Raw genomic sequence first — 26063 nt, 5'->3', positions numbered from 1 at the left:
TTCCGGGGGCGCTGCCCCCTACCCCCGCTCCTCAATCGCCGGAGGGGCTTGATTTCCCCGGCCGACCCCGCTCCCGAGCCCGCCGAGCGCCCCCTCAGCCCCCACCCGGCCGAACCGACGCCCTCTCAAGCCCGGCCGGGCGCCCACCCGGTTCGGCCGGGCGCCACACCCAGCGCCACACTCAGCCCCGCCGAGCCCCGCACTCAGCCTCGCCGGCGATTGAGGCGCGGGGTCCGGGGCGGAGCCCCGGGTTCGGGAGGACCACCCAGCCCCACACCCAGCCCCGCCGGCGATTGAGGCGCGGGGTTCAGGGGCGGAGCCCCAGGCCCCCGGGGTCAGTTCGAGGCGCTCCGGAACCGCGAGGTCCGATGCACCGGATCCGTATCGATCTTCGGAATCACATGCTCACCGATCAGCTTGATCGAGTTCACCGTGTCCTCCGGACTGATCCCGATCGGCAGCCCGAAGCTCAGCTGATCCGCCCCCGCCCGCTCCCACCGCCGGCACTGGGCCAGCACCTCGTCCGGGTCGCCGCAGATCATCAGCTCCTCCGCGATGAGCAGTTCGATGATCTCCTCGCTGTACTCGGGCAGCAGCTCGGGCCACTCGGGAATCCCCTCGGGCCGCGGGAACGTGTCGTGGTAGCGGAACAGCAGCGACTGAAGGTAGTTCAGCCCGCCGCCCACCGCGATCTCGACCGCCTTGGCGTGCGTCTCGGCGCAGATCGCGGTCGAGGTGACCATCACGTTGTCGTTGACGAAGTCGCCGATCGGCTCCGCCTCCTTGACCGCGTTCTTGTAGGACTCGACGACCCACTCCATGTCGGAGACCTTCTGCACGCTGAAGCCCAGCACCCCGAGCCCCTTCTTGCCCGCCATCGCGTACGAGGACGGCGACCCGGCGGCGTACCACATGGCCGGGTGCGACTTCCCGTACGGCTTGGGCAGGATCTTGCGGGGCGGCAGCGACCAGTGCTTGCCCTGGAAGCCGACGTACTCGTCCTGGAGCCACATCTTGGGGAACTCGGCGATGGTCTCTTCCCAGAGTTCCTTGGTGTGGTTCATGTCGGTGATGCCCGGCATGAACCCGAGGATCTCGTGGCTCCCGGCCCCGCGTCCGGTGCCGAACTCGAAGCGCCCCTCCGAGAGGTGGTCGAGCATGGCGACCTTCTCGGCCACCTTCACCGGGTGGTTGACCGGAGCGAGCGGGTTGAAGATGCCGGACCCCAGGTGGATCCGGTCGGTGGCGTGCGCGAGGTAGCCGAGGTAGACGTCGTTGGCGGAGAGGTGCGAGTACTCCTCCAGGAAGTGGTGCTCGGAGGCCCAGGCGTACTTGAAGCCGGACTTGTCCGCCTGGATGACGTACTCGGTCTCCTCGATCAGTGCCTTGTGCTCTGCCTGGGGGTCCGCCTTGGCGCGCGCTGCGGGCACGTACCCCTGCACGAAGAGCCCGAATTCCACGGAGGTTCACCGTCCTCAAGTATTTCTGACGCCTCGTCAGATTGTGATGCGACCGACTGTTCCACCGACGTTCCGGCCCGTCAATACCTGACGCTCCGTCAGAAAAGGCTGACACCGGCCAGCCATCCCCCGTCGATGACGAACGGCTGCCCGGTGATGTACGAGGAGTCCTCCGAGGTCAGGAACAGGGCGAGCGCCGCCACCTCCTCCGGCCGCCCGATCCGTCCCAGCGGCACGAGCTTCTTGTACAGCTCGGCCACGGCCGCCTTCGACTCCTCCGGGTCGGCGGACGGGTCCAGCGCCGCCGGATTGGTCATCGCGGTGTCCACGGCCCCCGGACAGACCGCGTTGACCCGTATCCCCCGCGCCGCCAGCTCCACCGCCGCCACCTTGGTCAGCCCGAGGACCGCGTGCTTGGTCGCCGCGTACGCGCCCACGAACGCCATACCGGTGAGCCCGGTGTACGAGGCCGTGTTGACGATGGTCCCGCCGCCCGCCGCACCGATCTCGGGCGCGACGGTCTTGATCCCCAGGAACGCGCCGACCTGATTGACCTGGACGACCTGCTGGAACTCCTCCAGCGGCGTGGACACCAGCTCGTTGAAGCGCAGGATTCCGGCGTTGTTGACCAGCCCGTCGATCTTCCCGAACGCTTCCTTCGCCACGGCGACGGCGGACTGCCACTCCTCCTCGCGGCTCACGTCCAGATGAACGAACCGGGCGGCCTCCGCGCCCAGCTCCTTCGCCAGGGCCTCCCCCTGCTCGTCCAGCACATCGGCGATGACCACCCGCGCGCCCTCGGCCACGAAGAGCCGCGCCTCCTGCTCACCCTGTCCGCGCGCCGCACCACTGATGATGACGACGCGCCCGTCCAGCTTGCCCATGCCCGGTCTCCCTAGGTGTCGAGTAGCGGTGCGACGTCGGCGCCGAACGCCGCCATCTGGTCGATGAGTTCCTGTGGTCCCCGGCTCCGGAACCGCACCTGGATCTGGTGCACCCCCATGTCCGCGTAGGCCCGCAGCGACTCGGCGAGGACCTCCGGCTTCCCGCTCAGGGTCCGCCGCCCCACCCGCCACCCGGGCTCACCGACGTAGAGCGGTTCGGTGATCGCCCCGATGACGAGCGGCTCCTCGACCCCGGCCTCCGCCCGGAGTTCACGCAACCGGGCAATGTGAACGGGCAGTTCGTCACGCGAACCGCCCTGCGGCAGCCACCCGTCCCCCCGCACGGCGGCCCGGCGCACGGCGGCGGGCGAGGAGCCCCCCACCCAGATCGGCACCCGCTCCTGGGCCGGACGCGGCAGCTGCCCCAGCCCGCCGAAGGAGAACCGCTCCCCCGCGAACTCCGGGAACTCCGCCGGCCCGAGCGCCGCCCGCAGCGCGTCGATGGTCTCGTCGAGCACACCGCCGCGCCCGGCGAAGTCCGCACCGAGCGCCTCGAACTCCTCCTGTACGTGCCCGGCACCGACCCCGAGGATCAGCCGGCCGCCGCTGAGGTGGTCGAGGGTGGCGTACTGCTTGGCGGTGAGGAGCGGATGCCGCAGCCCGACGACGGCCACATGGCTCATCAGCAGGACGCGATCGGTGACCCCGGCGAGAAAGGCGAGGGTGGCGACGGGGTCGTACCAGATGGTGCTCATGGCCCCGGCGAGCCGCCGGGGAATGCCGACGTGTTCGCAGCTCGCGAGGTAGGCGAAACCACTGCGGTCGGCGGCGTGGGCGATCCGGGCGAGGTCGGCGGGGGTCGCCCCGGCCTCCCACGGCTCCGCGTAGAGGGTGCTCTGCGACTGGATCGGGAGCTGCATCCCGTACGACAGCGGCCCGGTGGGCAGTATCGGCACCGAACGGCCTCCTTCCCCTGAAACTGATCTGATGGACAGTCACCTTGCAGGCGGGGTCATAGTCATACCTGACGCTCCATCAGACAAGGGTGTGCGCCGACAGAGCTGCCGAGGGACGGATGCCGGTGGCCCGACGCGGCCGGGGGGGAAGAGGGACGACAGCAGCCCCGGAACCACCGGGCCCGAGAGGGGCCTGGACGGTTCCGGGGCTGCTGTGGAGGAGTGGGCGGGCGGGGCGGGCGGGCGTCGCACCGCCCGCGCAAGGTCAGGCGGTGCGGTCCGCGAGGGGGCCACTTGCCGCGAAGGGGCCGTCAGCGGCGAAGGGGCCGTCGGCCGCGAAGGCGCGTTCGGCGAAGCGCTCACCGATACGGCGGTGCGTGGCGGCGTCCGGGTGGAGCTGGTCGGGCAGGGGCAGTTCGACGGAGTCGGCCTCGCCGTAGAGGTCGCGGCCGTCGAGGTGGTACAGGTTCGGGTCCTCGGCCGCCCGCTGCTTCACGATCCGGGCGAGTTCGCCCCTGATGACGTTCAGGGTGAGCTTCCCGGCGGCGGTCTCCGCGGGATCGCCCGCCGCGCGGAAGCTCAGCTTTCCGGCGCTCAGCGTGGTGAGGTCCGGGGCGCTGGGGCCGGGGGTGTCCTCGTGGATCGGGCACAGGATGGGCGAGACCACCAGCAGCGGGGCGGTGGGGTGGCCCTCGCGGATGGTGTCGAGGAAGCCGTGGACGGCCGGGGTGAAGGCACGCAGGCGCATCAGGTCGGCGTTGACCAGGTTGATGCCGATCTTGACGCTGATCAGGTCGGCGGGGGTGTCGCGCATGGTGCGCGCGGTGAACGGGTCGAGCAGGGCGCTGCCGCCCAGCCCCAGGTTGATCAGCTCCACACCGCCGAGCGAGGCGGCCAGGGCGGGCCAGGTGGTGGTGGGGCTCGCCGCGTCGGAACCGTGGCTGATCGAACTGCCGTGGTGCAGCCAGACCTTGCGCCCCCGGTCCGGTGCGGGCTCGACGGCGGCATCCGTGCGCAGGGCGACGAGTTCGGTGGCCTCGTTGTGCGGCAGCCATATCTCGACGTCCTTGTCGCCGTCGGCCAGCCCGGCGAAGCGAACGGTGCCGACCGGTCCGGGCCGCTGCTCGGCGGTACCGGTGGCCATGTCGATGGTCAGGGTGTTGCCGCCGGTGATACTGCCCCGGCCGGCCGCGCGTCCGTCGACGACCAGGTCGTACACGCCGTCCGGACGGGGCGGGGCCCCCACGTAGACCCGCTTGGTGGGGAGCGCGTCCAGCTCGATCGCGGTGGCGCGGGTACGGAAGACCAGCCGGACGCCGGAGGGCTGCGCCTCGGCCATGGCGAGCTGACCGTCGGTGTACTGGGCGCGGGCCCAGCCGGGCAACCGGTGCGGCAGGACGCCGTGTGCGGTGCGTTCCAGGTCGAGGGCGCCGCGCAGGAGGTCGGCGGTGATGGGCGTGGTGATCCAGCGGTGTTCGGTATGCATGGTCTCAGCCTTGATCAGGGGTGTTCGAAGTCGTTCAGGTGCGCGGATGTGCGGATGTGCGGATGCACAAGGCACGGTCACGCGCACGCGCGGCTACGCGGATACGCGCACCCGTCATGGCGCCATGGCCGTACGCCGAGGGCCCGGCGATACCGCGGCGGCGCGGGTCAGGGCGCGGGCCAGGTCCGCAGCAGAGCGTCGAGACGGTCCAGGACCCATGCCCAGGATTCCTGCGAGTCGGGAGCGCTGTGACTGAAGCCTCCGGCCAGCTCCAGGCTGGTGTAGCCGTGGAAGACGCTGCCCAGCAGCCGGACGGCGTGCGTCTGGTCCGGCTCCGTCAGGTCGTACCCGCGCAGGATCGCCCGCGTCATCTGCGCGTGCCGACCCCCGGCACTGGCCGCCGCGGCTTCCGGGTCGAGCCGGAACTGTGCCGCGGCGTAGCGGCCGGGGTGCTCGCGGGCGTAGTCGCGGTAGACGTTCGCGAAGGCGGCCAGGGCGTCCTTGCCCGCCCGCCCGGCCAGAGCGGTGGCGCCCCGGTCCGCCAGCTCCTCCAGCGAGAGCAGCGCGATCCTGGTCTTGAGGTCCTGGGAGCTCTTCAAGTGCGAGTACAGACTCGCGACCTTGACATCGAACTGCCTGGCCAGCGCCGAGAGGGTCACTTGCTCGAACCCGGCCTCGTCGGCCATTTCCGCGCCCGCCCGGACGAGGCGTTCCGTGGTCAGTCCCGCACGTGGTGCCATACCGGCGGCCCTCCTTCCATCAACCTGAACCTACTATGCATTCACCTAAAGCTTATAGGCAAACGAAAAGAGGTGGAGCCGCGAGGGGCCCCGTACCTAGCATCCGTCCATGCCGACCACCGACCGACTTCTCGCCTTCGCGGCCACGTCGTTCCTCCTGATACTGATACCGGGCCCCAGCGTGCTGTTCGTGGTGGGGCGGGCCCTCGCGCAGGGGCGCCGCGCCGCACTGACCACGGTCCTGGGAAACACCCTCGGGTCCTACGTACTCGTCGTGGCCGTGGCCCTCGGAGTCGGGGCCGTCGTGGAACGCTCCGTCGTCGTCTTCACGACACTGAAGCTGGTGGGCGCCGCGTATCTGGTCTACCTGGGGATCAAGGCAGTGCGCCGACGCGGCTCCCTGCACGCCTCGTTCACCGGCGGGGACAGCCCCGCGCACGGCGGTCTGCGCACTCTCGGGGAGGGGTTCGCGGTCGGTGTGGCCAACCCCAAGACCATCGTCTTCTTCGCCGCCGTGCTGCCCCAGTTCGTCGACCCCGCCCAGGGGCACGTCACCGCTCAGATGCTGCTGCTCGGCCTGGTCTTCAACCTCATCGCCGTTGCCTCCGACAGCGTGTGGGGGCTGGCCGCGGCCACCGCGCGGGACTGGTTCGCCCGATCGCCGCGCCGGCTCTCGCTGGTCGGCGGGGCCGGCGGGTTCGCGATGATCGGCCTCGGCATCACGGTCGCCGCGACGGGCCGCAAGGACTGAGGACCGAGGTACGGGGGTGTGCGCGGGCCGCGTATGTGCGGGGGACGGGCAGTACCGCCCCCACATATACGCGGACAGGCCGCCCCGTCCCCCGCACACAGGGAGACGCGACGGCCCGTCCGCGGTCTGCGGCAGCGGGGCTCTACTCCGGCTGCGTCACCGTCAGCCCCCAGCGGATGCTCTCGTCGGAGGCGTCGATTCCCACCGAGAAGGACCCCCACTGAACGACGCCCGGGTCCATGGCCACCGAGCCCACGCCCGTGCTGCCCTCGGGACAGTCCACCTCGAACGCGGCTACCTGGGTGGCCTGCGACGCCATCGTCACCGACACGCTGCCACCCCCTTCGCAGGCCACCGTGATCACGGTCGCAAGGCGGTCCGAGGCACCCGCCGACACGACTCCCCCGTCTCCTGTGTTCTCCGGCACCCACACCAGGCCGTCCGGCCCGGGGTGCGGAAGAAGCGATCCGGTCGTCGCGGCGGCAGCGGGCACGACCCCCAGGCCCACCGCCCCGAAGGCCGCCAGAATCGCCACGGTCACGGTCTTCCTCGCACGTATCACGTCTGCTCCTCGCCGACCTGTCATGGAGCCGTCAGTCTCGGGCGGAGGGAGGTCCGTGCACATGAGTACGCGTACTCATGGGCCGGTCGGCTTCTCCGGGCGCCGAACCGGGAATGATGACGGGGTGGTCGCTCCCCGGGTCCCTCCGCCTCCTCGGCCTCCTACGTCTCCTACGCCTCCTCGGCTTTCGAGGAGATCGCGGCGATCCGCTGGCGGGACCTCCGCGAAACCCTTCCCGGGCGCGTTCAGCCCCTGGACACGTACCTCGCCCGGCTCACGCGAGAGCCGGGGCTCGGGAAGCCGAGCTCCGGGCCACACGTCAGGTGACTCCCGTGCCGGGCCGCTCCTTTGCTCCCCGCGTGATCCCCGCGCGAGCGGAGGCCCGCCGACCGCCGAAGATCATCAGGCGTGCAGAATGACCCGTATGCCTATAACGAACACTCCCAAGACGGCATCGATCGAGGACGCCCAGCTGGTCGGCCGGACCCTGGCCCTCGCGTTCGACGACGACCCGATGATGCGTTGGTTCTTCCCCGACGACGCCTCTCGCGAGTCGGGGCTGGCCCGGTACTTCACCACCCTCTTCACCCGGCAGTACGCCCAGCACGGTGTGTGCGAGCGCACCGACGCGGCAGCTGCCTTCTGGGTGTCGCCGGAGGGGAAGGACAAGGCCGTTCCCGACGCGGAGACGGTCCAGGAGCTTCAGGACATCCTCGGTGACCGGGCGGCACTGTTCCGCGATGCCGTCGAGGCGGCGGCCGGGCACTCCCCGACGGAACCCCACTGGTACCTGGCGGTGATCGGCGCCGACCCGGCCACCCAGGGCCAGGGCCACGGTTCCGCCCTGCTCCGCTCGGGGCTGGCCAAGGCCGACGCGGCCGGCCTGCCCGTCTATCTGGAGTCGTCCAAGGCGTCCAACCTCCCCGTCTACGAGCACTTCGGCTTCACGGTGCTCGGAGAGGCGCGGCTGCCGGGCGGCGGCCCGGAGATCTGGGCCATGCGACGCGATGCCCGCCCCCCGTCCGGCGTCTGACCTCCTCCGCCGATAAGGCAGTCGACCCCCGTCCGCCGTACGGCAGTTGACACCGCCCGGCAGTTGGACGCCCACGAGAGCGTCCAACTGCCGGACGTTCGCCGGGTCCTGAACCCACTCAGCGCATCGGCGGAGGCGTTACCACCCAGTCGGTGTCCCGGAAGTGAGTGGAAATCCCATTCCCCTCCTGAGACTTGTCGGGAGGTCCGGAGCTGGGGAACAGCGAAGGCACGACACCACGCCCCAATCGCTCCTCCCACACGGCCGCCCACTTCACGAGATCCGGGAATGCCTCCCGAACAGCGGTCCGATTGACGAAACTGTATTTATGGTGAATGAACCCCTTGCGGAGATCTTCGTCGGAGAGCTTTCCCGCGTCCTTCAGCTCATCCCATTTCTGGCGGGCGGCAGCCACCATGACATCGGATGAGATGTGGAAGTCGCCGTCGCTGGGTCCGACCGGCTTCCCCTTCTCGTCGAGCGCTCCCAGCTTGAACAGCGTTTCGAACGGACGTCGTGCCGGGCGCTCACCGGGAGGCGTGTCGCCCATCCACTGCCGGAGCCTTTCCAGCGCCAAAGGCTGTCCTGCCAGCCCCTGTTCGGTGGGGAAGTCCTTGTGGCGGCCCGAGAAGAAGAACGCCCATGAACCATGGACTCGTACGTCGTAGTCCCGGGGGCGCTCGCAACCGGCGCACAGGGCCCTGAACAGTGACGACGACATGTCCTTGAACTGCCGGGGAGTCGTACCCAGCGGCGCCTCGAAGCGACGCCACCAGTCGACCTGCTGCCACGTCAGCCCGAGGAATTCCAGGTCGCGAGGCTGGACGAGGTATCCGGTGTCATCGCGCGGCCACGCCCGGATTCCTTCGCGCTGAGTTCCCGGGACCCTGCCGTCGGCGTCGATGAGCCCCATCGCCTGGGATTCCTGGCGCCTCTTGGCGAAGCCGGGATCCTCGCTGACCGACGAGACAGCCCGGACGGTCTGCCCATGGACGCTCTCACCGACCGACCAGGCCGATACGGAAGCAGCCGGAGCGACCGAAGGACCCAATAGAGCCAGAGCCGCGACGGCGAGAACTCCCAGCCTTTGACGATGACGTGACACTCACTACCTCCAACAGGAAAGGCCCACAGGCCCCGTGACCCGCGCTCCTCGCGATCCACGACTCAGAGTTACGCACACCTCCGCACGCCACCGCCACAGCCACGCCGAAAGGGAAAGGCGAACGGCAGTCCCTGAACGACCCGAAATCCATTCCCAGTTCGAATGCAGAAGACCGGGGCGAGGGGTGCGGTGGTGAACGCGCAACTCACCACGGAGAACGCCGTCTTGTACGGACCTGTCATGGCAACCGGAAGCGTTCTGACCCTCGACTGTACGAACGCGCGTCTCCTCGGTGACTTCTGGAGGACGGCACTGGACTACATCGACGAGCCGCCGCCCCCTCCGTTCACGGGAGCCGTCCGCGCATCCGGATTCAGGGACCGGCCGCACGGACGGTGTCTCTTACGCCTTCCTGACTGCGCAGGGCGGGGCCAGCCACTCTTTACCGCCGCCCTCCGGCCCCAGGAAAGCCGTGGGGCGCTTGCGGCGTCTTCCGGGTGGCTCTGCTGGGTCCTCATAGTCCGGTAGTACGTCGCGCAGGATGCCAACCCGCCCTGACCCGTCCTCCACGCGCCTGCCTATGTCCGCACGCGTGATCACTGGTGACCAACCGGATGCCGCCTTATGTAGACGTTGCAGTCGGACACGGTGGTCCCGTCCCCCCGGCACGTGCACGATCCCGCACGTTGGCCAGTTCGGCACATCCGGGACACCCTTCAACCGGGGTCGGCTCCAGCCCCAGAGACAGTGGAAGTTCCACCGGGCTGGTCTGATAACGCGTCGGTTCAGTCACTCCGTGAGCGTGACTCGCCGTCAGAGATGTATCCAGCCCGAACGGCGCACAGTTGGGCCGTTCCCCCGCTACGGTCACAGAAGGCCCAAATGTCCACGGGAGACCGATGCCGAGCTGACGCCCCACGCACGGAACCGCGATGACGCCTGCCGGGCATTGGGAGTGGACGAGGAAATGATCTGGCCACAGGCAGTTAAGGACCGCGTCAAAAGCGGGCACGACCGCGAGCTAGTCCATAGCTACCCGTACAGGTCTGCGTGCCCGTCAACGGTGTGGAGCGAGTTGATCAACGACGCCACCACGGACCTGTTCTTCGCCGGATACACGAACTACTTCCTTTGGACTCAAGTTCCCGCGTTCCCTGACACGCTACGCCGCAAAGCTGCCTCCGGTTGCCGCATCCGCTTTCTCTTGGGTGACCCCAACGGTGAAGTGACTCATCAGCGGGAGAGCATCGAAGACGTGGCCCTGACAGTCTCCACGCGCATTCGGATCACGCTGGAGCACCTCGATCGCATGAGACCAGTGGAGGGTCTGGAGACTCGCTTCAGCGCCTCCGAAGACGCCATCAATCACGTGAGCCTGTCTGTATTCCGCTTCGATGTTGACGCTCTCGTAACCCCTCATCTTGCTCGGCTGGTTGGGCATGACTCACCTCTCCTCCATCTGCACAAGCGTGGCGACGGCGGCATGTTCGACAGATTCAGCGAGCATGGCGAAGAACTTTGGAGCAGCGGAACGCCGCGACGCTCGTAGAATCCACGAGCACCCACTACTAGCCGGGTTTCCCACCGTCACCTTGGATTAGCTATCGGGATCGAAACGCAAAGAACCCCCGCACCCGTCGCCCTGTTGTGGGTGACGAGCACGGGGCCCTGTCTCACTGCGGGTCAGTCCCACACGTCCGAGTCGCCATGGTCAAGCTCGGGTGCCACGATGGCCGTGCGAGCGCTCGGCGAGAGACTCAACTCTCTTATATAACGGGCTAGTTGCGAGCGTTGTTGGCCCGCGATGGTGGTAGCGCCGTTCTGAGGGAAGGGGGCACCCCCCTGGTCAGAACGGCGGGCGTTCGTTCGCCTCACGCCGTGACCGTGCCTCTGCGGCGGATCCGCCCGGCTGGTTGCGTGCTGTCTCACCGTTGTGGCATGCGAGGCACAATGGACGCAGATACTTCGCAGTATCAGGTCTCGGGTCGTCCCGTGCGATCAACGTGCGTCGACTCAAAGGGGAATGGTCGGCAATGTTCGCCGAGCGACCGCAGAGCACACACCACGGGTCCGCGTACAGGTACGCCTTACGAATGCGCTGCCAACACGTTGCGCAGACCGCACCGCCGCGTGAGGCACGATCCGCGTTCGCTTCCCTGGTGTGCTTCGGGCAGCGTCCGCCGGCTGCTGTCAGCTCGGGGCACCCGGGGATAGAGCAAGGGGGGCGGGGTCTGCGGGGGGGGGCAGGGGGAGCACTTGACGATCCAGCGCGTCCTCGGATGGCTGGTGGCAGCCCTCGCCACGGCCGACAGGAAGCGGCCTCGCCGCGTGGCTCACGTCCCGGCGACAGCGGCTGCATGGGACGAATTACGACGTGTCGTCCTTCCCCGAGGGAATGTCGACGCGCCCTCGGCCGTACTCATGACCAGCATGTTGCCGAGCGGTGCAGCAGAGAGAGCAGCAGCTACAGCGGCGAGCCGTTCCATGTCCTCGGGGCCGTGGTCGTACGCCTCGCTAAGCCACCACACGGGCACCGCCGAACTCGGTGGCGGTCTTGAGCTGGTGGCACGAGTGGCACAGCACCTGAACATTGCTGTCCACGTCCTCACCACCCCGGGACAGCGGGCGTACGTGGTCCACGTCCACCCCGTCCGCAGGGAAGTCACCCAAACACCGGCCACGCCAGGCAGAGCCCCGCAGTCGGGGACCGGCCAATGGGGAAGCACACCCGGAGCCATTCTCGCCAGTTGCGATCACCCACGCAGGGAAACACGCTGGAGGGTGAGAGGCGAGAAGCACACCGCGCCTCATTCATCCCTGACAACTGGGGGCGGCATGCAAGAGAACACGGAAGAAGTTCCGGTCACCAGAATCTCAATGGACGAGGTCAAGACGTTCACGATCGGCCCGAACTCCTTCGGCGGGCGGATCTACCTGGGCGGCGTAAAAGGCGTTATCGATCTCGATCTTTTCACAGGTGCCGGCCAGAGCATCCGCACAACGTCACTGGTGTTCGCTTCAATCGGAGAATACCCGACAAACAATGCGGGTGGACCAAAATTTATGGGCAGCGCGAGTATGAGCGTCTTGAACCTCGTACCATATAACGGCGGCGTGCTCACGCGCGTCTTCGTAGACTGGCCAGATTACCTGACCGCCGCTGTCGATTTCCTGATCGTCAACGATTGACTTCGACAAGAGCGGGCCGACTAACCCACAAAACGTCACCGGTGCCCGCTCGCCTATCAGTGGTCAGAAGTACTCCGCAGGAAGCAAGTATGAACTGGGGCTCGTGCCCCGCCCTTCCCTGTCCAGGCGGGAAAGGCGGGGACGCAGATGCCTATGCGGCCTCGGGGCCATTCGGTGGGATGACCGGGGGATCAAGCGGACTTCCATCCGGATGGCAGGGCGTGAGGTCCACCAGCGTGAGCCGGCGAGGGTCGGTAGGATTTCGCACCTGCTGAAGTCCTCGCGGCATCATGGTCCCACCTTCCGGATTCCCGTTCGGCGAATCGGACCACACGGGATACCCCTCGGCATCACGCGGAAAGTAGGGGTAATCCTCGTTCCGTCCGGGGTCGAGTGCGTCTGTAGCCATTTTTAGTCCTTCCCCAGGAAACGTGGTCCTCGCGTGCCTGGGTCAGTTCCTCGGCGAACTGGGCCCCCGAGTTCGGCTGCCTGCTTCTCGACCGCCCGCTGAATCCCGTCAAGGATCTCTGCGTCGTACCAGCGCTGTTCGGGAACCGTGTTCGGCTCACCGATAGACCGCTGTGCCCGCTGTGCCCGCTGTACTTCGGTGAGCACGTGTCCACGCCGGTAACGAGCCGCGCGGAACTCTACGTACGCGGCAAACCACGGCTCGGCCGACAGAGCCTTTATGACACGCTTTTGAGCGTCATCACCGGAATGCGCTGCTTCCTCGGCTCGGGAATGCCAGGTGTCGGCGAAATCGCGGTCATAGACCACCCCGCGCTCCCCCCTGCGGGACGCTTCTGCTTCCTGCGCCGCTTCCAACTGAGCCTGAGCGTCAGCGAGCGGAGAGGAGAGCTCTTGCGCCTGAGCCTGGAGCTCGGCAACGCGCTCTGCGGCCGGGCTGGTCGCCTCGTCCATTCTGCGTGGCCGCCGCCCCCGCCGCCCCCGCCTCTGATCCGGCTCCCGCTTCGGCACCCGCCACGGCCTGAGACGGACCCGCCTCAGCCGTTCTGTCCACGGACGATGGCGAAGCGCTCCCGCCAGGTGGCGTCCTCGGGGAACGTGTGTGTACCGGCCTGCCACATCTCCCAGGCAGCGACCTGACGGCACTCGGCACATGCGGTCTCGTCACCCATCGGCCGGAAGACGTGCTCCTCCCCCGGCCCCTCGCACGCGATCAGCTCGCGGACCGGCGGGGGCGCCGTGATGGGCGGCGTCGGCTGTGTGGACTGTGCCTGTGGGGGTTCCGGGCACTTCTGGGCCAGGCGGTAGCGGAGGAAGCCGACCGCGGAACGTACGCCGCCCTCCGGGCGCTCGGCCAGTAACGCCTGGCGCAGGTCCGCCTCGCCCAGGCCCCGTTCCAGCCACTTCACCGCCTCCACCGCCAGCGCACGGGCCTCACGCACCCCCAGGTGCAGCTCCCGGCGCGTATGGCGCAGTGAGAGCAGGATCTGCTCCGCGCGGGCCAGTTGAGCCGGGCTGGAGGACGGCGACGCAGAGGACGGTGCGGGTGCGGCGGGCTGCGGTGCCGCCACCTTCACCGCCACCTCCACCTCCACTGCCGCTTGCGCCGTTTGCGCCGCTTCCGCTTCGGAGGGTGGGTGGGTAGTGGTCTTCTCTCTGTTGTCTTCTACCGGTTGATAGCGACCGGCCGTCCGGGGAGTCGGCTCACCGACGATCGGAATCGGCACAGTCGGCGGAGCAGGAGCAGGAGAAGCAGCGGGCCCAGCGGGAGCGGTGGTCAGCCTCGCGCGTACGGCCCTGGCCTCGGCCTCCGTCAGCGGGGTGTTCGTGAACAGCTGTTCCGTGTACCAGCGGCCACCGGCACGCTGGCCGCTCCACTCATGCACGAAGCCCTGAGCGACCAGCTGCTTCTTCGCCTTCTGGTACGCATGGCCCTTCATCCCCAGCTCGTGGGCCAACTCGCCCAACGGGCAGCCCGTGGCCGACTCCGGCAGACCCTGGACATAGAGCAGAAGAATCTTCGCATCACTGTTCAACCGCCGCTCACGCACGACGTTGTTCGATGCCTTCGTATAGCCCGAAGAGGGCGCGATAACATGACACAGCATTTTCCGGTGGGTCCTCTTCCACTGGTCGGTGTAGGCCCTCGGTCGGTGTTGTCGCACCGTCGGGGGCCGCTCCATGCACCTGAGTGCGCACGGAGGGTGATGACACCGTTACCGTACCGCATGATTTTCCTCCCATTCCACGCGAACATCCCTTCGGTATGAGCCGTCGGCGAGCACCATGAGTGGGCCCGGCTTCCCATAACTCCCGCGACACGTACGGGGGATGAGGCCCAGGTCCGCCATGCGACGACGATCTCCTTTCGCGGAGAAGGGCCCGGTCGCCCGTCAGCACCTGCTGGAGTGTGCCGACCGGTGCGGATACGAGATCACGCGTGCTTTCGGTCGGTCACACGGCGGCGGCCCCGCACCGGCACGATCATCGGTACGTTGAACGCGGTTGGGCCGCGGAAGCGTAGGCGGCACCAGCGCGACACCGAACGCACAGACACGACAGGCGCGGAGCGGGCGACACGGGCACGGTGGCCGAGGACGAGCAGCCCTGACGGGCGAGGGCAGGGAAGAGGCGGCCGTATGGTCACGACACAACCGGCTCCGTGGCACAGGTTCGCGGTGCTCGTGGCCCTGATGCTGGCCGCGTTCACGTTCAACACGGCGGAGAACCTGCCGATCGGCCTCCTGGAACTCATCTCCGACGACCTACGGGTGTCCCTGTCGGCGGTCGGCTACCTGATCACCGGATACGGCGTCACGGTCGCCGTCGCATCCCTTCCGCTGGCCCACGCCGCGCGGACCGTGCCCCGGCGCCATGTGCTCACGGCGCTGCTGGCCGCGCTCGTCGTGTCCAGCCTGATCGCGGCGCTGGCGACCTCCTACTGGCTGCTGTTCGCGGCGCGGCTGCTGACCGCGCTCGCCCAGGCACTGTTCTGGGCCGTGATGGGGCCGGTCGCGGTGGGCCTGTTCGCGCCCGGGATCCGCGGGCGGGTGGTCGCCGCGCTGTCCGTCGCCGGTTCACTCGCCCTCGTACTCGGTGTTCCCGCCGGGACCTGGCTGGGCCGGCAGAGCGCCTGGCCGGTGCCGCTCGCGGTGCTGGCGGGGCTGGGGCTCGTATCCCTGGTGACGATCGCCGCCCTGCTGCCGACCTCACGTCCGGAGGAGGGCCACGCCGCGTACGGGACGGATCCCGACGCCCGCCGGTTCCGGACCGTGCTCGCGGCCACGACGCTGTCCGCGACCGGGGCGTTCGCCGGATACACCTACATCGTGAAGTTCCTGGGCGATGTGAGCGGGTTCTCCCCGAGCACGGTCGGCGCGCTGTTGATGGCCTTCGGTCTCGCGTGTCTGGCCGGAGTGACCATCACCGGGGCTCTGCTGGACCGTTTCCCGCACGCCGCCCTGACCACGGCCGTGGCCACGCAGGCGGTGGGGATGCTCGGCCTGTACGCGACCGGCAACGATCAGGTGGCGACGGTGGTGTTCCTGGTGCTGATGGGCGGTGCGCTCGGGCCGGTGTTCATGGCCGCCCAGAACGAGATGCTGCACTGCGCACCGGGCCGCACGGACATGGCGCTCGCGGCCAACTCCGGTTCGTACAACGCCGGTATCGCGGCAGGCGCCGCCCTCGGGGGCCTGCTCCTGCCGCTCACCGACGTACGCGGCGCGTTCCTGGCGGGCGGGCTGCTGTCCGTCGGGGCGTGCGCGGTACTGCTCAGCGAGCGGCTGCTCCCTGCGGCGAAGCCGGCACCGGCCGCGTGACCCGTCCGGACGCGCGACCGCGGGCAGGGGCCGCGCGTTACGGTCCGGCCTACTCCGGGGCCAGCTCGCCCTTGATCCTCGATACCGTGTCGCGCAGGTTGGGAAGCCCGTCGAGCTGGACGGTCCTGATGCCGCGCGACGTCTTCGCACCGTCCTTCGCATCGACTCCGGCTCCGCACTCGGTGGCGCCCTCACGAAGCCCCTTCAGCGCAGCCTTCCAGGTGATCTGCGCGGGCTTGTCCGGTATCGCGTCCAGATCCTCGGCGGCAGGCAGGTGCTTCAGGAGATCCCCACAGGCGGGCCCCATCTGGTCGAAGGTCCCCATGCTCACCTCGTTGACCCGTGCGGCGTCCTCCCGCATCTGCTCAAGCTGCTTCTCACCGCCCGAGGTGTACCAGTCCTCCAGGTCCTCGCCGGGACTGGAACTACAGCCCGTGACAAGCACAGCGGTGGCAACGGCGGTGAGCGCGAGAGCAGCGGCACGCATGGGAACTCCCCGGATAGGTGAAGCCCGATGCTCCCAGAGCGCCGTTCCCCGGAGCGGGCCTGTGCTCGATTCGTGATACGTCAACTGAAGTCGGGGCGGGCCCGGTTGTGCCCATCTGCGGGCTCATCGACCCGTTCGGCACTTTCCCGGCTACGAGTCCGCCCCCGGTCCCGTCGAGTGGGCGGCCGGCACCGGGGCCCTGCGGAAGACGACCGCGGCCCCAAGGGCCGCCGCCGCCGGGACGAAGAGATCACCGGAGGGCGTCTGCCGCAGCGGAATACCTTCTCCTTCGAGAAGGTCGCGGACCACGGCGAGATCGCGCACGGCGACGGTGTAGGCGACGAACGCGGGCAGCGCGGCGGGACGCTCGTCAGGGAGGAGCGCGGCGAGGTGTGTGTCCGGTACGAGGGTCAGTGCGGCGCCATCGAGGTCGAAGACCCGTGCCGGGCCGTCCACCCGCGCCGGACGGCCGAGGTACCTCTCGTAGCGGGCCTGAACGAGGGGGAGTTGGGATGCGGCGACGCAGAGCATCACCTCGACCAGATCGATGGCTCCGTTGGGGTGGTCCAGGAGCCGGCCGCCCTGAATATCCGGGTCCAGGTCCGCCACAGCACCCACGCGGCCTTCGGCGGTGGAGCCGCTCTCGGCCCCGGGTTCGTCACCGTCGATCTCCAGATAGCGGACGAGCTCCGTGTGGGTTCCGCTGCTCGTCTCCACCCGGCGGCGCACGGCGTTCACCCCGCCGTGACCCACACCGGAGGAGCCGAGCCGCTTCGCCGTGGCGTCGATGTCCGGCGACGAGAACATCAGGATGTGCAACCCCTCGAAACGGCGGAGCCACACGGCCAGTTTGGCGCTGGTTTCACCGATCCGCTTCAAGAGGAGGGGCAGCTGAGCCGCCGGCGCCTGGAGCGGTACCAGGTGTGCGTTCTCCGGGATGCCTGTGGCGTCGCCCTCCCGCACACAGGTCGCGAGTTCGATGAAACTGCGCCGGAAGTCGGCGTGCGTGTTGGCCGCGCCGAACGGCTCGGGTTCGGCCCCTTCGGCCGGTGTCATCGTGGGGTAGCTCGGCGGCGGCACGACGAACCCCAGGCGCCGGTACAGCGTGAGCGCGTCTTCCATGTTGCCGACGACGTGCCCGACGTGATGCAGACGTGCGATGTCATGGCGCATGGCCGCCACCGTAGGTGTGCACGACCAGAGGGTCAACGAAACCGGCGCCGGGCCACGGAGCCCCTCAGGAATGCCTCGGATGCCATTCGCACCACGGCCGCCGGGTTCGGTTCCACGGGCGGCGGCGCACTCGACATCTCCGTACGGGAAAGCTCCCCGCCACAGTGGAGTTGGGTGCGAACGACGCCCGGACGGCGCATCGGCTGATCGGCGCGCTCCGGTTCTGATTCCGCACGCCCGAACGCCTCGGCAAGCGCCCTCCCGACGACGCGCCCTTCGATTACTGTCCGAAGGGTTGCCGACACAGCGAGGTACGACGCGCTCGCGAGGGGAGGGGTTCAGCCATGACGTTGGCGAGCGAGGGCGAGGCGCCGGGCCCGGTCCGCTTCTATCTGGCCTGCGACTGGCCGCACTGCGACACCCACACCATGTTCGACCTGGTGGTGGCTGAGCCCGCCCCTCCCATAGAAGAGGACTTCTGGGGCCACATCATGCACACCGCCGAGGCGTCCGTGGAACGCGTGCGGGAGCTGGGCTGGACGTACCACGAGGGGATCGGCCACTGGTGCTCGCGCTGCTCGGACCCGGTGGACCGGGCGAGGTGGAGAAAACCGAGCTGACTCCCCGCGGACCGCCGTCCACCGCCGACAGTTCGGCGCCCACCTCCGCGTACGGCGCGGGCTCCTGGTTGCCCCTCCATCAGTGGCAATCCGCTGCTGGAGGGGCGGGCGAGGGCTCCGCGGGTGCTCGCTCAGCCGGTGATCCGAGGGGCAGGCTATGCGGCCGTCTCGTACTGCCCGTGCTCCAGGAAGTACCGCAGCTCCTCCGGCGTACCGTCGATCGCCGCTTCGGCTGCCGCGCGGAGGGCCGGGCTGATGTTCGGGTTGGCGAGGATGCGAGCGACGGCGACACGGTCGTCCTCCGCCCGGGCCAGGCGCAGCCCGGTCTCCAGGAACTCGCGCAGCGCCTCAGGAGTGTCGATATCCAGGGCTTCGTTGGCCTCCCGGACGACCCCCCTGCCGGAAGCCGGGTCAGCGAGGATACGGACGATCGCAACGCGGTCGTCCTCCGCCCGGGCCAGACGGTATCCGACCTCCAGGAAGTGCCGCATGGCCTCCGGGGTACCGGCATCCAGGGCGGCGTTCGCCTCCCGGATAACCCCCCTGCCGGAGGCCGGGTCGGCGAGGATGCGCAGGATCGCGATACGGAGGTCGTCCTCGTCCATGTCACCCACCGGTGTGGTGGTGCCGTCCGGGTGCGGGGTCGCCGTCACGGTGGCGGACGAGGGGGCCGATCCCGCGGCGAAGGCCGGGGCCGTCAACAGGAGGGCCGGTGCCAGGGCGGTGGCCGCGACGGTCAGGGCAGCACGGGTCAGTCTCATGGGTGAACCTGCCTTGAGGAGGTAGCGATCTTCAGGGAATCCGGTCATCGCGCATCTACTACCGGTGCGGACATCATCGTGCCTGCCCCCGTCGAAGATCACTGCCTGATTCCGGCAGTCGTTACGGTCCCTTGTTGCCGCCCGCACACGTCGGTTCGCCCCGCAGCCGGTTCGACCGCGGTCAGCCCCGAGCCGGCGAGCCGTACGCACAAGTCGTACGCACAAGTCGTACGCACAGGTCGTACGCGCAGGTCGTAAGCGCAGGTCGTAAGCCGGCAAGCCACACGCCGAAGACCCGACGCGCACATCGTCCGCCGCGCAGGACCTAAACGCATGTTCCAGACCCAGTTGGACGTGTCTAGTACGGCAGGTAGTAGCTGAGCACATCGCCGGTGAGCGGCGGGAAGAGCGCGTGGAACAGCTCCTCGTCCCCCGCGTAGACGTCGGGCCGGATCCGGGTCAGCCCCTCCATTCCGTGCGGGCCGAACAGCAGCGCGGGCAGGTGGTCGGGGGCCGCCGCGGCGCCTCCCACGGCTCCGGCCGCCTGCATCGCACCGCCGGTGACGACCGCGCCGAGGCCGTCGGCGAGGACCGGGATGCGGTAGTGGGCGCCGAAGGTGGAGAGGACGATGTCGCGGCCGGTGCGGTCCGTGCCCGCCGCGGTGAGTCGCTGCCACAGCAGCGGCCGCAGCCGGTCGAGCAGGACAGCGACGTCCGGGATGCGGACGTAGTACTGCCCGGCCTGTTTGCGCGGTTCGTGGTCCAGGAACTCCTGCCAGGCGGCGGCGGTCACGGTGCCGCTCCGGTGGACGACACGCAACCGGCTGTCGGGTACGAGGGCGGCGGCACCGCGGAGCAGGTCCCGTGCCGCCGCCTCGTCGAGTGCGGCGGCCTCGGCCAGGAGCACCTGGTCGCCGGGGGGCGTCATGCGCCCGGTGGCGACGACCGTACCGGCGCGCTCAAGGACCCGGAGAGTGCTCGCCTCATGGTCCAGCAGCCATCGCCGGCGTGCCGCCGGGTGCGGAACGGCGACGTCGAACCCGCGCTGAGCCGCCTCCTGGAGCGCCGCCATGGCGGGGATGTCCGAGGGCCGGGCGGCCCGGAGGACCGGTGTTCCCTCGCCGGGCGGTGGGGTGCGGACGGCCGGTGCGGGCGGGATGTCGATGGCGTACTCGTAGCCGAACAGCCGGTAGAAGTACGGGATGCCGATCATCACCTGGATGACGTGGCCGCGGGCGGCGGAGCGGTCGTGGGCCCACCGCATGAGCGCCCTGACGAGCCCGCGCCCTTCGTAGGCGGGGTCGGTGGCGACCAACTCGACCTGGCCGGCCGGCAGTCGGACGCCGCCGATGCGCACTTCCTCGTCGAGGAGCGTCGCGGTGGAGACGACCCGGTCGCCGTCGACGACCACGGCGCAGGCGGGCCAGCCCACGTCGGGGTCCGTGACGACGAGCCGGTGGTCGAGGGCGTCCTCCGGCTCCCCGCGCTCGGCGAGGAGGGTACCGATCCGGTCGAGATCGGCGGGCCGCGCCTGGCGCAGGACGAGGCCGTCTGCCAGGGGCACGGGCGCGGTGGAGGCTGCGGTAACGGTCACGGTCCGGACTATCGCATCGCGTCTGGCGCTGCGTCCATCGGGTTTCCGCCGGATGGCGGCCGGGGGGGCGCGGGAGGCCGCACCGGGCCCGTATGCGCCTCCACCCGGCCGGCCCGCTCCCTCGGACGGGACCTGGCCTGGCGCCGGGGTGGCGCATCAGCAGTCGGGGATCACCGCACCGTTGTTGTCACGGGCCTCGTCGTTGCCCCAGCGGGAGAGGTAGTACGCGGACACATAGGCGTTGCGGCCGTTCTTGCCCGCGTACACGGTGTCCAGGTCCGTCCGCAGCCACCAGTGGTTGTAGCTGCCGCCGGAACCGACCTGGGCACCCCAGACCTTGCAGTAGACGTAGTTCGTCCCCGCGTTCAGCACGCCCTGCGCGTCACCGGTGTTGGCTGCCGCGTAGCCGGTGGCGTTGGCGAAGGTATCGACCCAGTACGTGCCGCCACCGTTGCCGCCACAACCGTTGTCGCTGGTCAGGTACTTGCTGTAGTACGAACCGGGGTACGGAGCCAGCGACTGGCCGTTGATCGAGATGTTCTGGCCGACTCCGTTGTAGAGCTGCTCGTAGTGGATGTGGGCGCCCGAGCTGTTGCCGGTGGAGCCGGTCACACCGATCTGCTGGCCCTGGGCGACCTGGGCACCGTTGGCGACGGAGTACGAGGCCAGGTGGAAGTAGTACGTCTGCCAGCCGCCCCCGTGATCGATGGCGATGTAGTTGCCCGCACCGCTCGGCTGGGAGTAGCGATACGCGGTACCGCCCGAGGAGGCCAGGACAGGAGACCCGGCAGTCGAGCCGCCGTCCGTGCGGACGAAGTCGAGAGCCTGTCTGACCTCGGCCGAATGGTGACTGTAGGTCCATTGCTGACCACAGGGATACGGCGCCTTGAAGTTGGGTGCGGCGGCTGCGGGGGTCGCGGCGGCCGTGACGGTGAGCAGGCCCGCGAGGAGCGACAGCAGACCGAGCAGGCTGATGCGGATCGAGCGCATGGGTGAGGAATCCTCCGGTCGACAACCGAGCAGTGGGGTGCGTGGTACGAAGTGCCGTGGAATCTACGCGAGTTGATCGGACACCAGAGTGCCGCAACTCCGGCGCCGCCGACAGCCCCGGGGGGTGAGCCCCGCTGAGCGGGGAACAGGTCGGCGAACTGCAACGAGAGATGATCTTCGCTGAACCATCCCCGCGCCGGGCGGGGAGCAACTGGCCCGCGCACGTCTGATCGTCCCGGACGGGGGGTCAACCCCGCACGCGACGGGAGCAGGGGTTGAAGCGCCCGTCGGTGAAGACCGGGAAGGGGTCAACCCCGCACGCGCGGGGAGCAGAGTTCGTGACCTGCGACGTTATCGCGAGCGGGCGAGGTTTCTGGCAGCTTTCGCCGACACCGACAAAACGGCCAATCGTCGCTCCATCACCACTCGCCCCTCGCCGTGAGCGCTTACAACGCCCTGGCCCCGCTCCTCGCCAAGGCCGCCCGCCGCTCCGGCATCACCGTCATCGGCGGGCCTGCCGATGCTCGTGCACCAAGCCACCCGGCAGGCCGACCTCCGAACCGGCCGCGCTCCGGCGCCACTGGCCGCGATACGGAAGGCTGCCGACGGCGCCATCGGCGAGGTCAGGCGCGCGGCCTGCCGTCCGGCGTACTTCAGAGTGAGTGGCTGGGCAGCCAGTAGGGTGCGGGGGGTGAATACCTCTTCCGTGCTCCCGCGTTCGTTCCGGCTGCTCGTGACGGGCGGAGGCACCGGCGGTCACACCTACCCGGCTCTAACGGCGATCCGTACCCTGCAGGGCCGCCTCGCCGATGTGGGCGGCACGTTGGATGTCCTGTGGATCGGAACGGCGGACGGTCTCGAAGCACGTGTCGCCCCGGCGGAAGGGATCGCGTTCAAGACGGTGGCCACGGGGAAGGTCCGTCGCTCGTCGAATCCGCTCAAGATGCTGTCCGCCGCGAACGTGAAGGACATGGCGCGGGTGCCGCTCGGCGTGGCCCAGGCCCGGTCGATCGTCTCCGAGTTCCAGCCGGACGTCGTCCTGGCGACGGGAGGCTACGTCGCGGTTCCGGCCGGGCTGGCCGCGCGGCTGTGCCGCGTTCCGCTGGTCCTGCACGAGCAGACGGTCCGGCTCGGGCTGGCCAACCGGAAGCTCGCGAGCTCGGCGACGCGGATCGCGGTGTCCTCGGAGTCCTCGCTGCCGCTGTTGCCGGCCGAGGTGCGTAAGCGTGCGGTCGTCACCGGGAACCCGGTGCGGCCGGAAGTACTGGGCGGCCACGCGGACAAGGCAGTCGAGGTGCTGAGCCTGTACGGGTTCGACCGGCGTCTGCCGACGGTCTACGTCACCGGCGGCGCCCAGGGCGCCCAGCAGATCAACGGTGTTGTTCGTGAAGTGCTGCCCTGGCTCCTGGCGCACGCGAACGTGATCCATCAGTGCGGTCCGGCGAACGTGGACGAACTCCGGTCGGCCGCCACCCGGCTGGACCCGGTCCTCGCCGGCCGCTACCACCTGACCGGGTTCCTCGGTCCGGAGCTGCCGGACGTACTGGCGCTGGCCGACGTCGTGGTGTCCAGGAGCGGTGCCGGGACGCTTGCGGAGCTGACCGCGCTCGGCAAGCCCGCGGTGTTCATCCCGCTCGCCACGTCGGCCGGGAACGAGCAGGCCCACAACGCCCGGCACCTGGCCGACGCCGGGGCCGCTCTGGCTCTGCTCGGCGAGGTCACCGGCCAGGCTCTGCAGAGCGCGGTGGGCCCGCTCCTGACCGATCGCGCCCTGCGGGCGGGGATGGCGGAGCGGGCACGTTCGCATGGGCGACCGGATGCTGCGGACAGGCTCGTGGACGTGGTGCTGTCCGCCGCATCCGGCTGATCAGCCGGGCTGCGGGCGGCGTCGTCCGATGTGCGGGGCTGTGCCCGCCTCGATCAGCACGGCGCAGTCGTTGAACGTGTTCTCGTCCTGGCCCATCGGGTCGGGAACGTCGCGGCCGGGGAGGTAGAGGCGGAGCTTGTGGGCGTTGTGGCCGCCGTCGATCGCGCGGAGCGTGTCGAGGACTGCGGCGTCCATCGCCAGGACGTCATCCGCCCAGTCCAGGTCCGCCAGGGTGATCTGCTGTCCGCGGTGGTGGGTGAGGTCGAGCCCGAGCCGCCGGGCTGCGTTGATCATGGACGGGTTGGCGGGCTGGTCCTGCCATTTTCCGATCAGCCCGGCGGAGCGGACCGTCACCGCCACCCCACCTCGGCGGGTGAGCGCGACCTGCGCGAACGGGCTGCGACAGTAGTTCCCCAGGCATACGGTCAGGAGCTTGCGCATCACGATCCTCCGACGGACTTGAGGGCCTGTTCGAGCGAGGTCACCACGAGGCCGATGTCCGCCTCGGTGAGGTGCTGGTGGAACGGCAGACTGAGGATCTCCTCACCGACCTGCTCGGTGGCCGACAGGCGGCGGTGCCAGGCGGCGAAGGCGGGCTGGAGGTGGTTGGGCGGGTAGTGGACACCCACCCCGATGTCCCGGCCCCGAAGGTTGGCGAACACCTCGTCGCGGTGGGGGACGCGGACCTGGCACAAGTGCGGTACAGCGTGCTCCACGTCGACGTCGACCAGCGTGATGCCGTCCAGTGCGGCGAGGGCCTCGCGGTAGGTGCGCCACAGGTGGCGGCGAGTGTCCTCGGCGGCCTGGAAGCCGTCGAGCTGGACCAGGCCGATGGCGGCGTTGAGGCCTGAGAGCTGGTAGCGCAGGCCGAAGCCCTCCACGCGGTAGCCGGCGGTGTTCGCGCGCTCGCCCTGGGACTTGGCCACGCCCAGGAGCCGGATCCGGCGGATCGTGTCGGCCTCCGCGGGGGTGCGGGGGATGACCATGCCCCCTTGGCCGCAGGTGAGGTTCTTGATCGGCCCGAACGAGAAGCAGGTCAGTGCCCCGTGCGCCCCGACGCGGCGTGTGCCGTGGCGGGAGCCGAACGCGTGCGCCGCATCCTCGATGACGACGACTCCTCGTTCGTCGAGCTCCTCCTGGATGGCGGAGAGGTCGACGGGCCGGCCGCCGAACAGGACCGGCATGACGGCGGCCGTCCTGTCCGTGACGGCCGCCGTGACGAGCTGGTCGCTGACGCACAGCGTGGCGGGGTCGATGTCAACGAAGTGCGGGGTGGCACCGACGGCCAGGATGGCCTGCACAGTCGCGCAGAACGTCATGGACGGGACGATCACCTCGCGGCCGGGGCCGATCCCGGCGGCAAGCAGCGCGGTGTGGAGGGCTGCGGTGCCGGAGGCGACGGCCACGGCGTCGGGGACGCCGAGGGAGTCCGCGATCCGCCGCTCGAACTCCTCGGTGACCTCGGTGTGTCCGTACTGCCCGCCCTCCAGGACCCGGGCGATCGCTGCGGTCTCCCGCCCGTACAGGTACGGGCGGGCGTTGCGCCGGGCATCGGGCCTCACTGATGCGGTCATGCTGCTTCTCCCTCCGCTGCTGCCGCGTGTTCAAGCTCGGCGACGTCGCCGACGGCCAGGGTCTCGATGTAGTTGGTCAGGAACACGCCGGTCCGGCAGGTGAGGCGGTGGTGGTCGACCGGCAGACCGAACAGACCGTTGATCATCTGGCCGACGAGGTCCGCTCCAGCCGCCTCGGCCAGGGGGAAGCCGCCGGCGATCCGCAGGTTCAGCTCGGTGATCGTGATCGTGCCGTCGCCCGGGATGAATCCCTGCACGCAGCAGAGCCCGCGGGCTCCGACAGTGCCCAGCGTCTGCACCACGAGGTCGCGCACATTCGGGTCGTCGAACGTCGTGGACACCGTGGCAAGGCCCGCCTTGACCAGATCCCGGCGGCGCAGGATGACGGAGGCGTGTCCGGTGCGGTCCACCAGGCAGTCCGCCGTAAATTCGGAGCCGTGGATCCGCTCCTGCACGATGGGCTCCGGAACGAGCTCGCACAGCAGGCGCGCGTGCTCCCGGCGGCGGACAAAGTGGACGTTCTGCGCGCCGTGGCCGCGCCGGGGCTTGATGACCAGCTCGGTACCGTCGGGGACTTGGTCGATCTCCTGCGGCTGCCAGGTGCGCGGGGTCGCGATGCCGTGCTCGGTCAGCACCTCGTGGAAGAGGGCCTTGTCGGTGCAGGCGCGCACCGACCATGCCTCCGGAAGCCACAGCCGCACGCCGTCGGCTTCCAGTTGGGGCACCATCTGCGTCAAGGGCTCCAGGTCGGGCTCGATGCCGACCACCACAGCCTCCACGGCCAGATCCCGGCACAGGCGGGAAACGGTGCTGGGGTAGTCGGGATCGCTGGCGAGGGGGATGACCTGGGGTACTACGGAGGGCAGCAGGAACCCGGGGGCGAGTCGGTTCGCGTCGGCCGCGATGACCGTGTGGCCCAAACGGATGAGTCTGCGGGTCAACCCGAAGCCGGGGTGGGCGCCGACACCCGTCACCAGGATCCTGCGCGGAGTGTGCTGGTCAGTGGGCATGGACTCCCTCCCCGACCGGTGCGATTGCGGCCG

Annotated in this window: 25 protein-coding genes and 1 pseudogene; 7 read left to right on the top strand and 19 right to left on the bottom strand. The window is 69.4% G+C overall.

Annotated elements, in window-relative coordinates:
• Positions 1 to 335: 335 nt before the first annotated feature.
• The 5 genes from A6A29_RS32360 to A6A29_RS32340 all read right to left on the bottom strand — a co-directional run bounded on the left by A6A29_RS32360 (position 336) and on the right by A6A29_RS32340 (position 5526).
• Positions 336 to 1460, bottom strand: coding sequence for an LLM class flavin-dependent oxidoreductase (locus A6A29_RS32360; protein ID WP_073725671.1), 1125 nt, complete (start codon positions 1458 to 1460; stop codon positions 336 to 338).
• A gap of 98 nt (positions 1461 to 1558) precedes the next feature.
• Positions 1559 to 2344 carry an SDR family NAD(P)-dependent oxidoreductase gene (locus A6A29_RS32355; protein WP_073725669.1) on the bottom strand — a complete coding sequence of 262 codons (786 nt, stop codon included), beginning with the start codon at positions 2342 to 2344 and terminating at the stop codon, positions 1559 to 1561.
• Positions 2345 to 2355: 11 nt separating this feature from the next.
• Positions 2356 to 3300, bottom strand: coding sequence for a TIGR03619 family F420-dependent LLM class oxidoreductase (locus A6A29_RS32350; RefSeq protein ID WP_073725667.1), 945 nt, complete (start codon positions 3298 to 3300; stop codon positions 2356 to 2358).
• A 265-nt stretch (positions 3301 to 3565) separates the two neighbouring features.
• Positions 3566 to 4786: a GDSL-type esterase/lipase family protein gene (locus tag A6A29_RS32345; protein WP_073725665.1), complete on the bottom strand. Its 1221-nt coding sequence runs from the start codon at positions 4784 to 4786 to the stop codon at positions 3566 to 3568.
• A 167-nt stretch (positions 4787 to 4953) separates the two neighbouring features.
• Positions 4954 to 5526: a TetR/AcrR family transcriptional regulator gene (locus A6A29_RS32340; RefSeq protein ID WP_073725663.1), complete on the bottom strand. Its 573-nt coding sequence runs from the start codon at positions 5524 to 5526 to the stop codon at positions 4954 to 4956.
• A 109-nt stretch (positions 5527 to 5635) separates the two neighbouring features.
• On the opposite strand from A6A29_RS32340, the gene A6A29_RS32335 reads away from it, so the two are divergent.
• Positions 5636 to 6277: a LysE family translocator gene (locus A6A29_RS32335; protein ID WP_073725661.1), complete on the top strand. Its 642-nt coding sequence runs from the start codon at positions 5636 to 5638 to the stop codon at positions 6275 to 6277.
• A gap of 142 nt (positions 6278 to 6419) precedes the next feature.
• On the opposite strand, the gene A6A29_RS32330 is transcribed toward A6A29_RS32335, so the two are convergent.
• The gene (locus A6A29_RS32330) at positions 6420 to 6839 is read right to left on the bottom strand and encodes a hypothetical protein (protein WP_241838743.1); all 420 of its coding nucleotides are present in this window, start codon (positions 6837 to 6839) and stop codon (positions 6420 to 6422) included.
• Between the two features lie 415 nt (positions 6840 to 7254).
• On the opposite strand from A6A29_RS32330, the gene A6A29_RS32325 reads away from it, so the two are divergent.
• Positions 7255 to 7872, top strand: coding sequence for a GNAT family N-acetyltransferase (locus tag A6A29_RS32325; RefSeq protein ID WP_073725659.1), 618 nt, complete (start codon positions 7255 to 7257; stop codon positions 7870 to 7872).
• 118 nt (positions 7873 to 7990) lie between these two features.
• Here A6A29_RS32325 and A6A29_RS32320 read toward each other — a convergent pair whose 3' ends face one another.
• The gene (locus tag A6A29_RS32320) at positions 7991 to 8785 is read right to left on the bottom strand and encodes a hypothetical protein (protein ID WP_241838742.1); all 795 of its coding nucleotides are present in this window, start codon (positions 8783 to 8785) and stop codon (positions 7991 to 7993) included.
• Positions 8786 to 9573: 788 nt separating this feature from the next.
• Positions 9574 to 9770, bottom strand: a pseudogene (locus tag A6A29_RS47165) (hypothetical protein).
• 174 nt (positions 9771 to 9944) lie between these two features.
• Here A6A29_RS47165 and A6A29_RS32300 point away from each other — a divergent pair.
• Positions 9945 to 10526, top strand: coding sequence for a DNA-binding protein (locus A6A29_RS32300; protein ID WP_073726486.1), 582 nt, complete (start codon positions 9945 to 9947; stop codon positions 10524 to 10526).
• Positions 10527 to 11491: 965 nt separating this feature from the next.
• Here the strand turns inward: A6A29_RS32300 and A6A29_RS47680 are convergent.
• Positions 11492 to 11788, bottom strand: a complete 297-nt coding sequence (locus tag A6A29_RS47680; RefSeq protein ID WP_079183113.1) for an HNH endonuclease — start codon at positions 11786 to 11788, stop codon at positions 11492 to 11494.
• Positions 11789 to 11812: 24 nt separating this feature from the next.
• Between A6A29_RS47680 and A6A29_RS32285 the strand changes: the two genes are divergently transcribed.
• Positions 11813 to 12166: a hypothetical protein gene (locus tag A6A29_RS32285; RefSeq protein WP_143197120.1), complete on the top strand. Its 354-nt coding sequence runs from the start codon at positions 11813 to 11815 to the stop codon at positions 12164 to 12166.
• Between the two features lie 411 nt (positions 12167 to 12577).
• On the opposite strand, the gene A6A29_RS44475 is transcribed toward A6A29_RS32285, so the two are convergent.
• Positions 12578 to 13087 carry a hypothetical protein gene (locus tag A6A29_RS44475; RefSeq protein WP_198953437.1) on the bottom strand — a complete coding sequence of 170 codons (510 nt, stop codon included), beginning with the start codon at positions 13085 to 13087 and terminating at the stop codon, positions 12578 to 12580.
• 83 nt (positions 13088 to 13170) lie between these two features.
• Positions 13171 to 14241, bottom strand: a complete 1071-nt coding sequence (locus A6A29_RS32280) for a hypothetical protein (protein WP_073725651.1) — start codon at positions 14239 to 14241, stop codon at positions 13171 to 13173.
• Positions 14242 to 14772: 531 nt separating this feature from the next.
• Here A6A29_RS32280 and A6A29_RS32275 point away from each other — a divergent pair.
• On the top strand, positions 14773 to 15954 hold the full coding sequence (locus A6A29_RS32275; RefSeq protein ID WP_198953435.1) for an MFS transporter: 1182 nt from the start codon (positions 14773 to 14775) through the stop codon (positions 15952 to 15954).
• 49 nt (positions 15955 to 16003) lie between these two features.
• Here A6A29_RS32275 and A6A29_RS44470 read toward each other — a convergent pair whose 3' ends face one another.
• Positions 16004 to 16441 (bottom strand): hypothetical protein, encoded by a 438-nt coding sequence (locus A6A29_RS44470; RefSeq protein ID WP_073725649.1) that lies wholly within the window; start codon positions 16439 to 16441, stop codon positions 16004 to 16006.
• Between the two features lie 150 nt (positions 16442 to 16591).
• Positions 16592 to 17614 carry a VOC family protein gene (locus A6A29_RS32265; RefSeq protein WP_073725646.1) on the bottom strand — a complete coding sequence of 341 codons (1023 nt, stop codon included), beginning with the start codon at positions 17612 to 17614 and terminating at the stop codon, positions 16592 to 16594.
• 344 nt (positions 17615 to 17958) lie between these two features.
• On the opposite strand from A6A29_RS32265, the gene A6A29_RS32260 reads away from it, so the two are divergent.
• Positions 17959 to 18234, top strand: coding sequence for a hypothetical protein (locus A6A29_RS32260; RefSeq protein ID WP_073725644.1), 276 nt, complete (start codon positions 17959 to 17961; stop codon positions 18232 to 18234).
• A gap of 155 nt (positions 18235 to 18389) precedes the next feature.
• Here the strand turns inward: A6A29_RS32260 and A6A29_RS32255 are convergent, their stop codons facing one another.
• From A6A29_RS32255 to A6A29_RS32245, 3 genes are all read right to left on the bottom strand, one after another.
• The gene (locus tag A6A29_RS32255; RefSeq protein WP_073725642.1) at positions 18390 to 18995 is read right to left on the bottom strand and encodes an ALF repeat-containing protein; all 606 of its coding nucleotides are present in this window, start codon (positions 18993 to 18995) and stop codon (positions 18390 to 18392) included.
• Between the two features lie 358 nt (positions 18996 to 19353).
• The gene (locus tag A6A29_RS32250) at positions 19354 to 20589 is read right to left on the bottom strand and encodes a GNAT family N-acetyltransferase (protein ID WP_198953433.1); all 1236 of its coding nucleotides are present in this window, start codon (positions 20587 to 20589) and stop codon (positions 19354 to 19356) included.
• A gap of 156 nt (positions 20590 to 20745) precedes the next feature.
• On the bottom strand, positions 20746 to 21579 hold the full coding sequence (locus A6A29_RS32245) for a M23 family metallopeptidase (protein WP_073725638.1): 834 nt from the start codon (positions 21577 to 21579) through the stop codon (positions 20746 to 20748).
• Positions 21580 to 22270: 691 nt separating this feature from the next.
• Here A6A29_RS32245 and A6A29_RS32240 point away from each other — a divergent pair.
• Positions 22271 to 23446 carry a UDP-N-acetylglucosamine--N-acetylmuramyl-(pentapeptide) pyrophosphoryl-undecaprenol N-acetylglucosamine transferase gene (locus A6A29_RS32240; RefSeq protein WP_073725637.1) on the top strand — a complete coding sequence of 392 codons (1176 nt, stop codon included), beginning with the start codon at positions 22271 to 22273 and terminating at the stop codon, positions 23444 to 23446.
• On the opposite strand, the gene A6A29_RS32235 is transcribed toward A6A29_RS32240, so the two are convergent.
• The 3 genes from A6A29_RS32235 to A6A29_RS32225 are packed head-to-tail and all read right to left on the bottom strand — an operon-like array spanning position 23447 to position 26030.
• Positions 23447 to 23887 (bottom strand): arsenate reductase/protein-tyrosine-phosphatase family protein, encoded by a 441-nt coding sequence (locus tag A6A29_RS32235; protein ID WP_073725635.1) that lies wholly within the window; start codon positions 23885 to 23887, stop codon positions 23447 to 23449.
• Positions 23887 to 25020 carry a DegT/DnrJ/EryC1/StrS family aminotransferase gene (locus A6A29_RS32230; protein WP_073725633.1) on the bottom strand — a complete coding sequence of 378 codons (1134 nt, stop codon included), beginning with the start codon at positions 25018 to 25020 and terminating at the stop codon, positions 23887 to 23889. Before A6A29_RS32230 ends, A6A29_RS32235 begins: the two co-directional genes overlap by 1 nt.
• Positions 25017 to 26030: an ATP-grasp domain-containing protein gene (locus tag A6A29_RS32225; protein WP_073725631.1), complete on the bottom strand. Its 1014-nt coding sequence runs from the start codon at positions 26028 to 26030 to the stop codon at positions 25017 to 25019. Before A6A29_RS32225 ends, A6A29_RS32230 begins: the two co-directional genes overlap by 4 nt.
• Between the last annotated feature and the right edge of the window lie 33 nt (positions 26031 to 26063).

It is taken from the genome of Streptomyces sp. TSRI0281, assembly GCF_001905125.1.
In the GTDB taxonomy this organism is placed as follows: domain Bacteria; phylum Actinomycetota; class Actinomycetes; order Streptomycetales; family Streptomycetaceae; genus Streptomyces.
The sequence above is the reverse complement of the archived record's forward strand: the minus strand, read 5'-3'. Positions and strand labels throughout refer to the sequence as shown.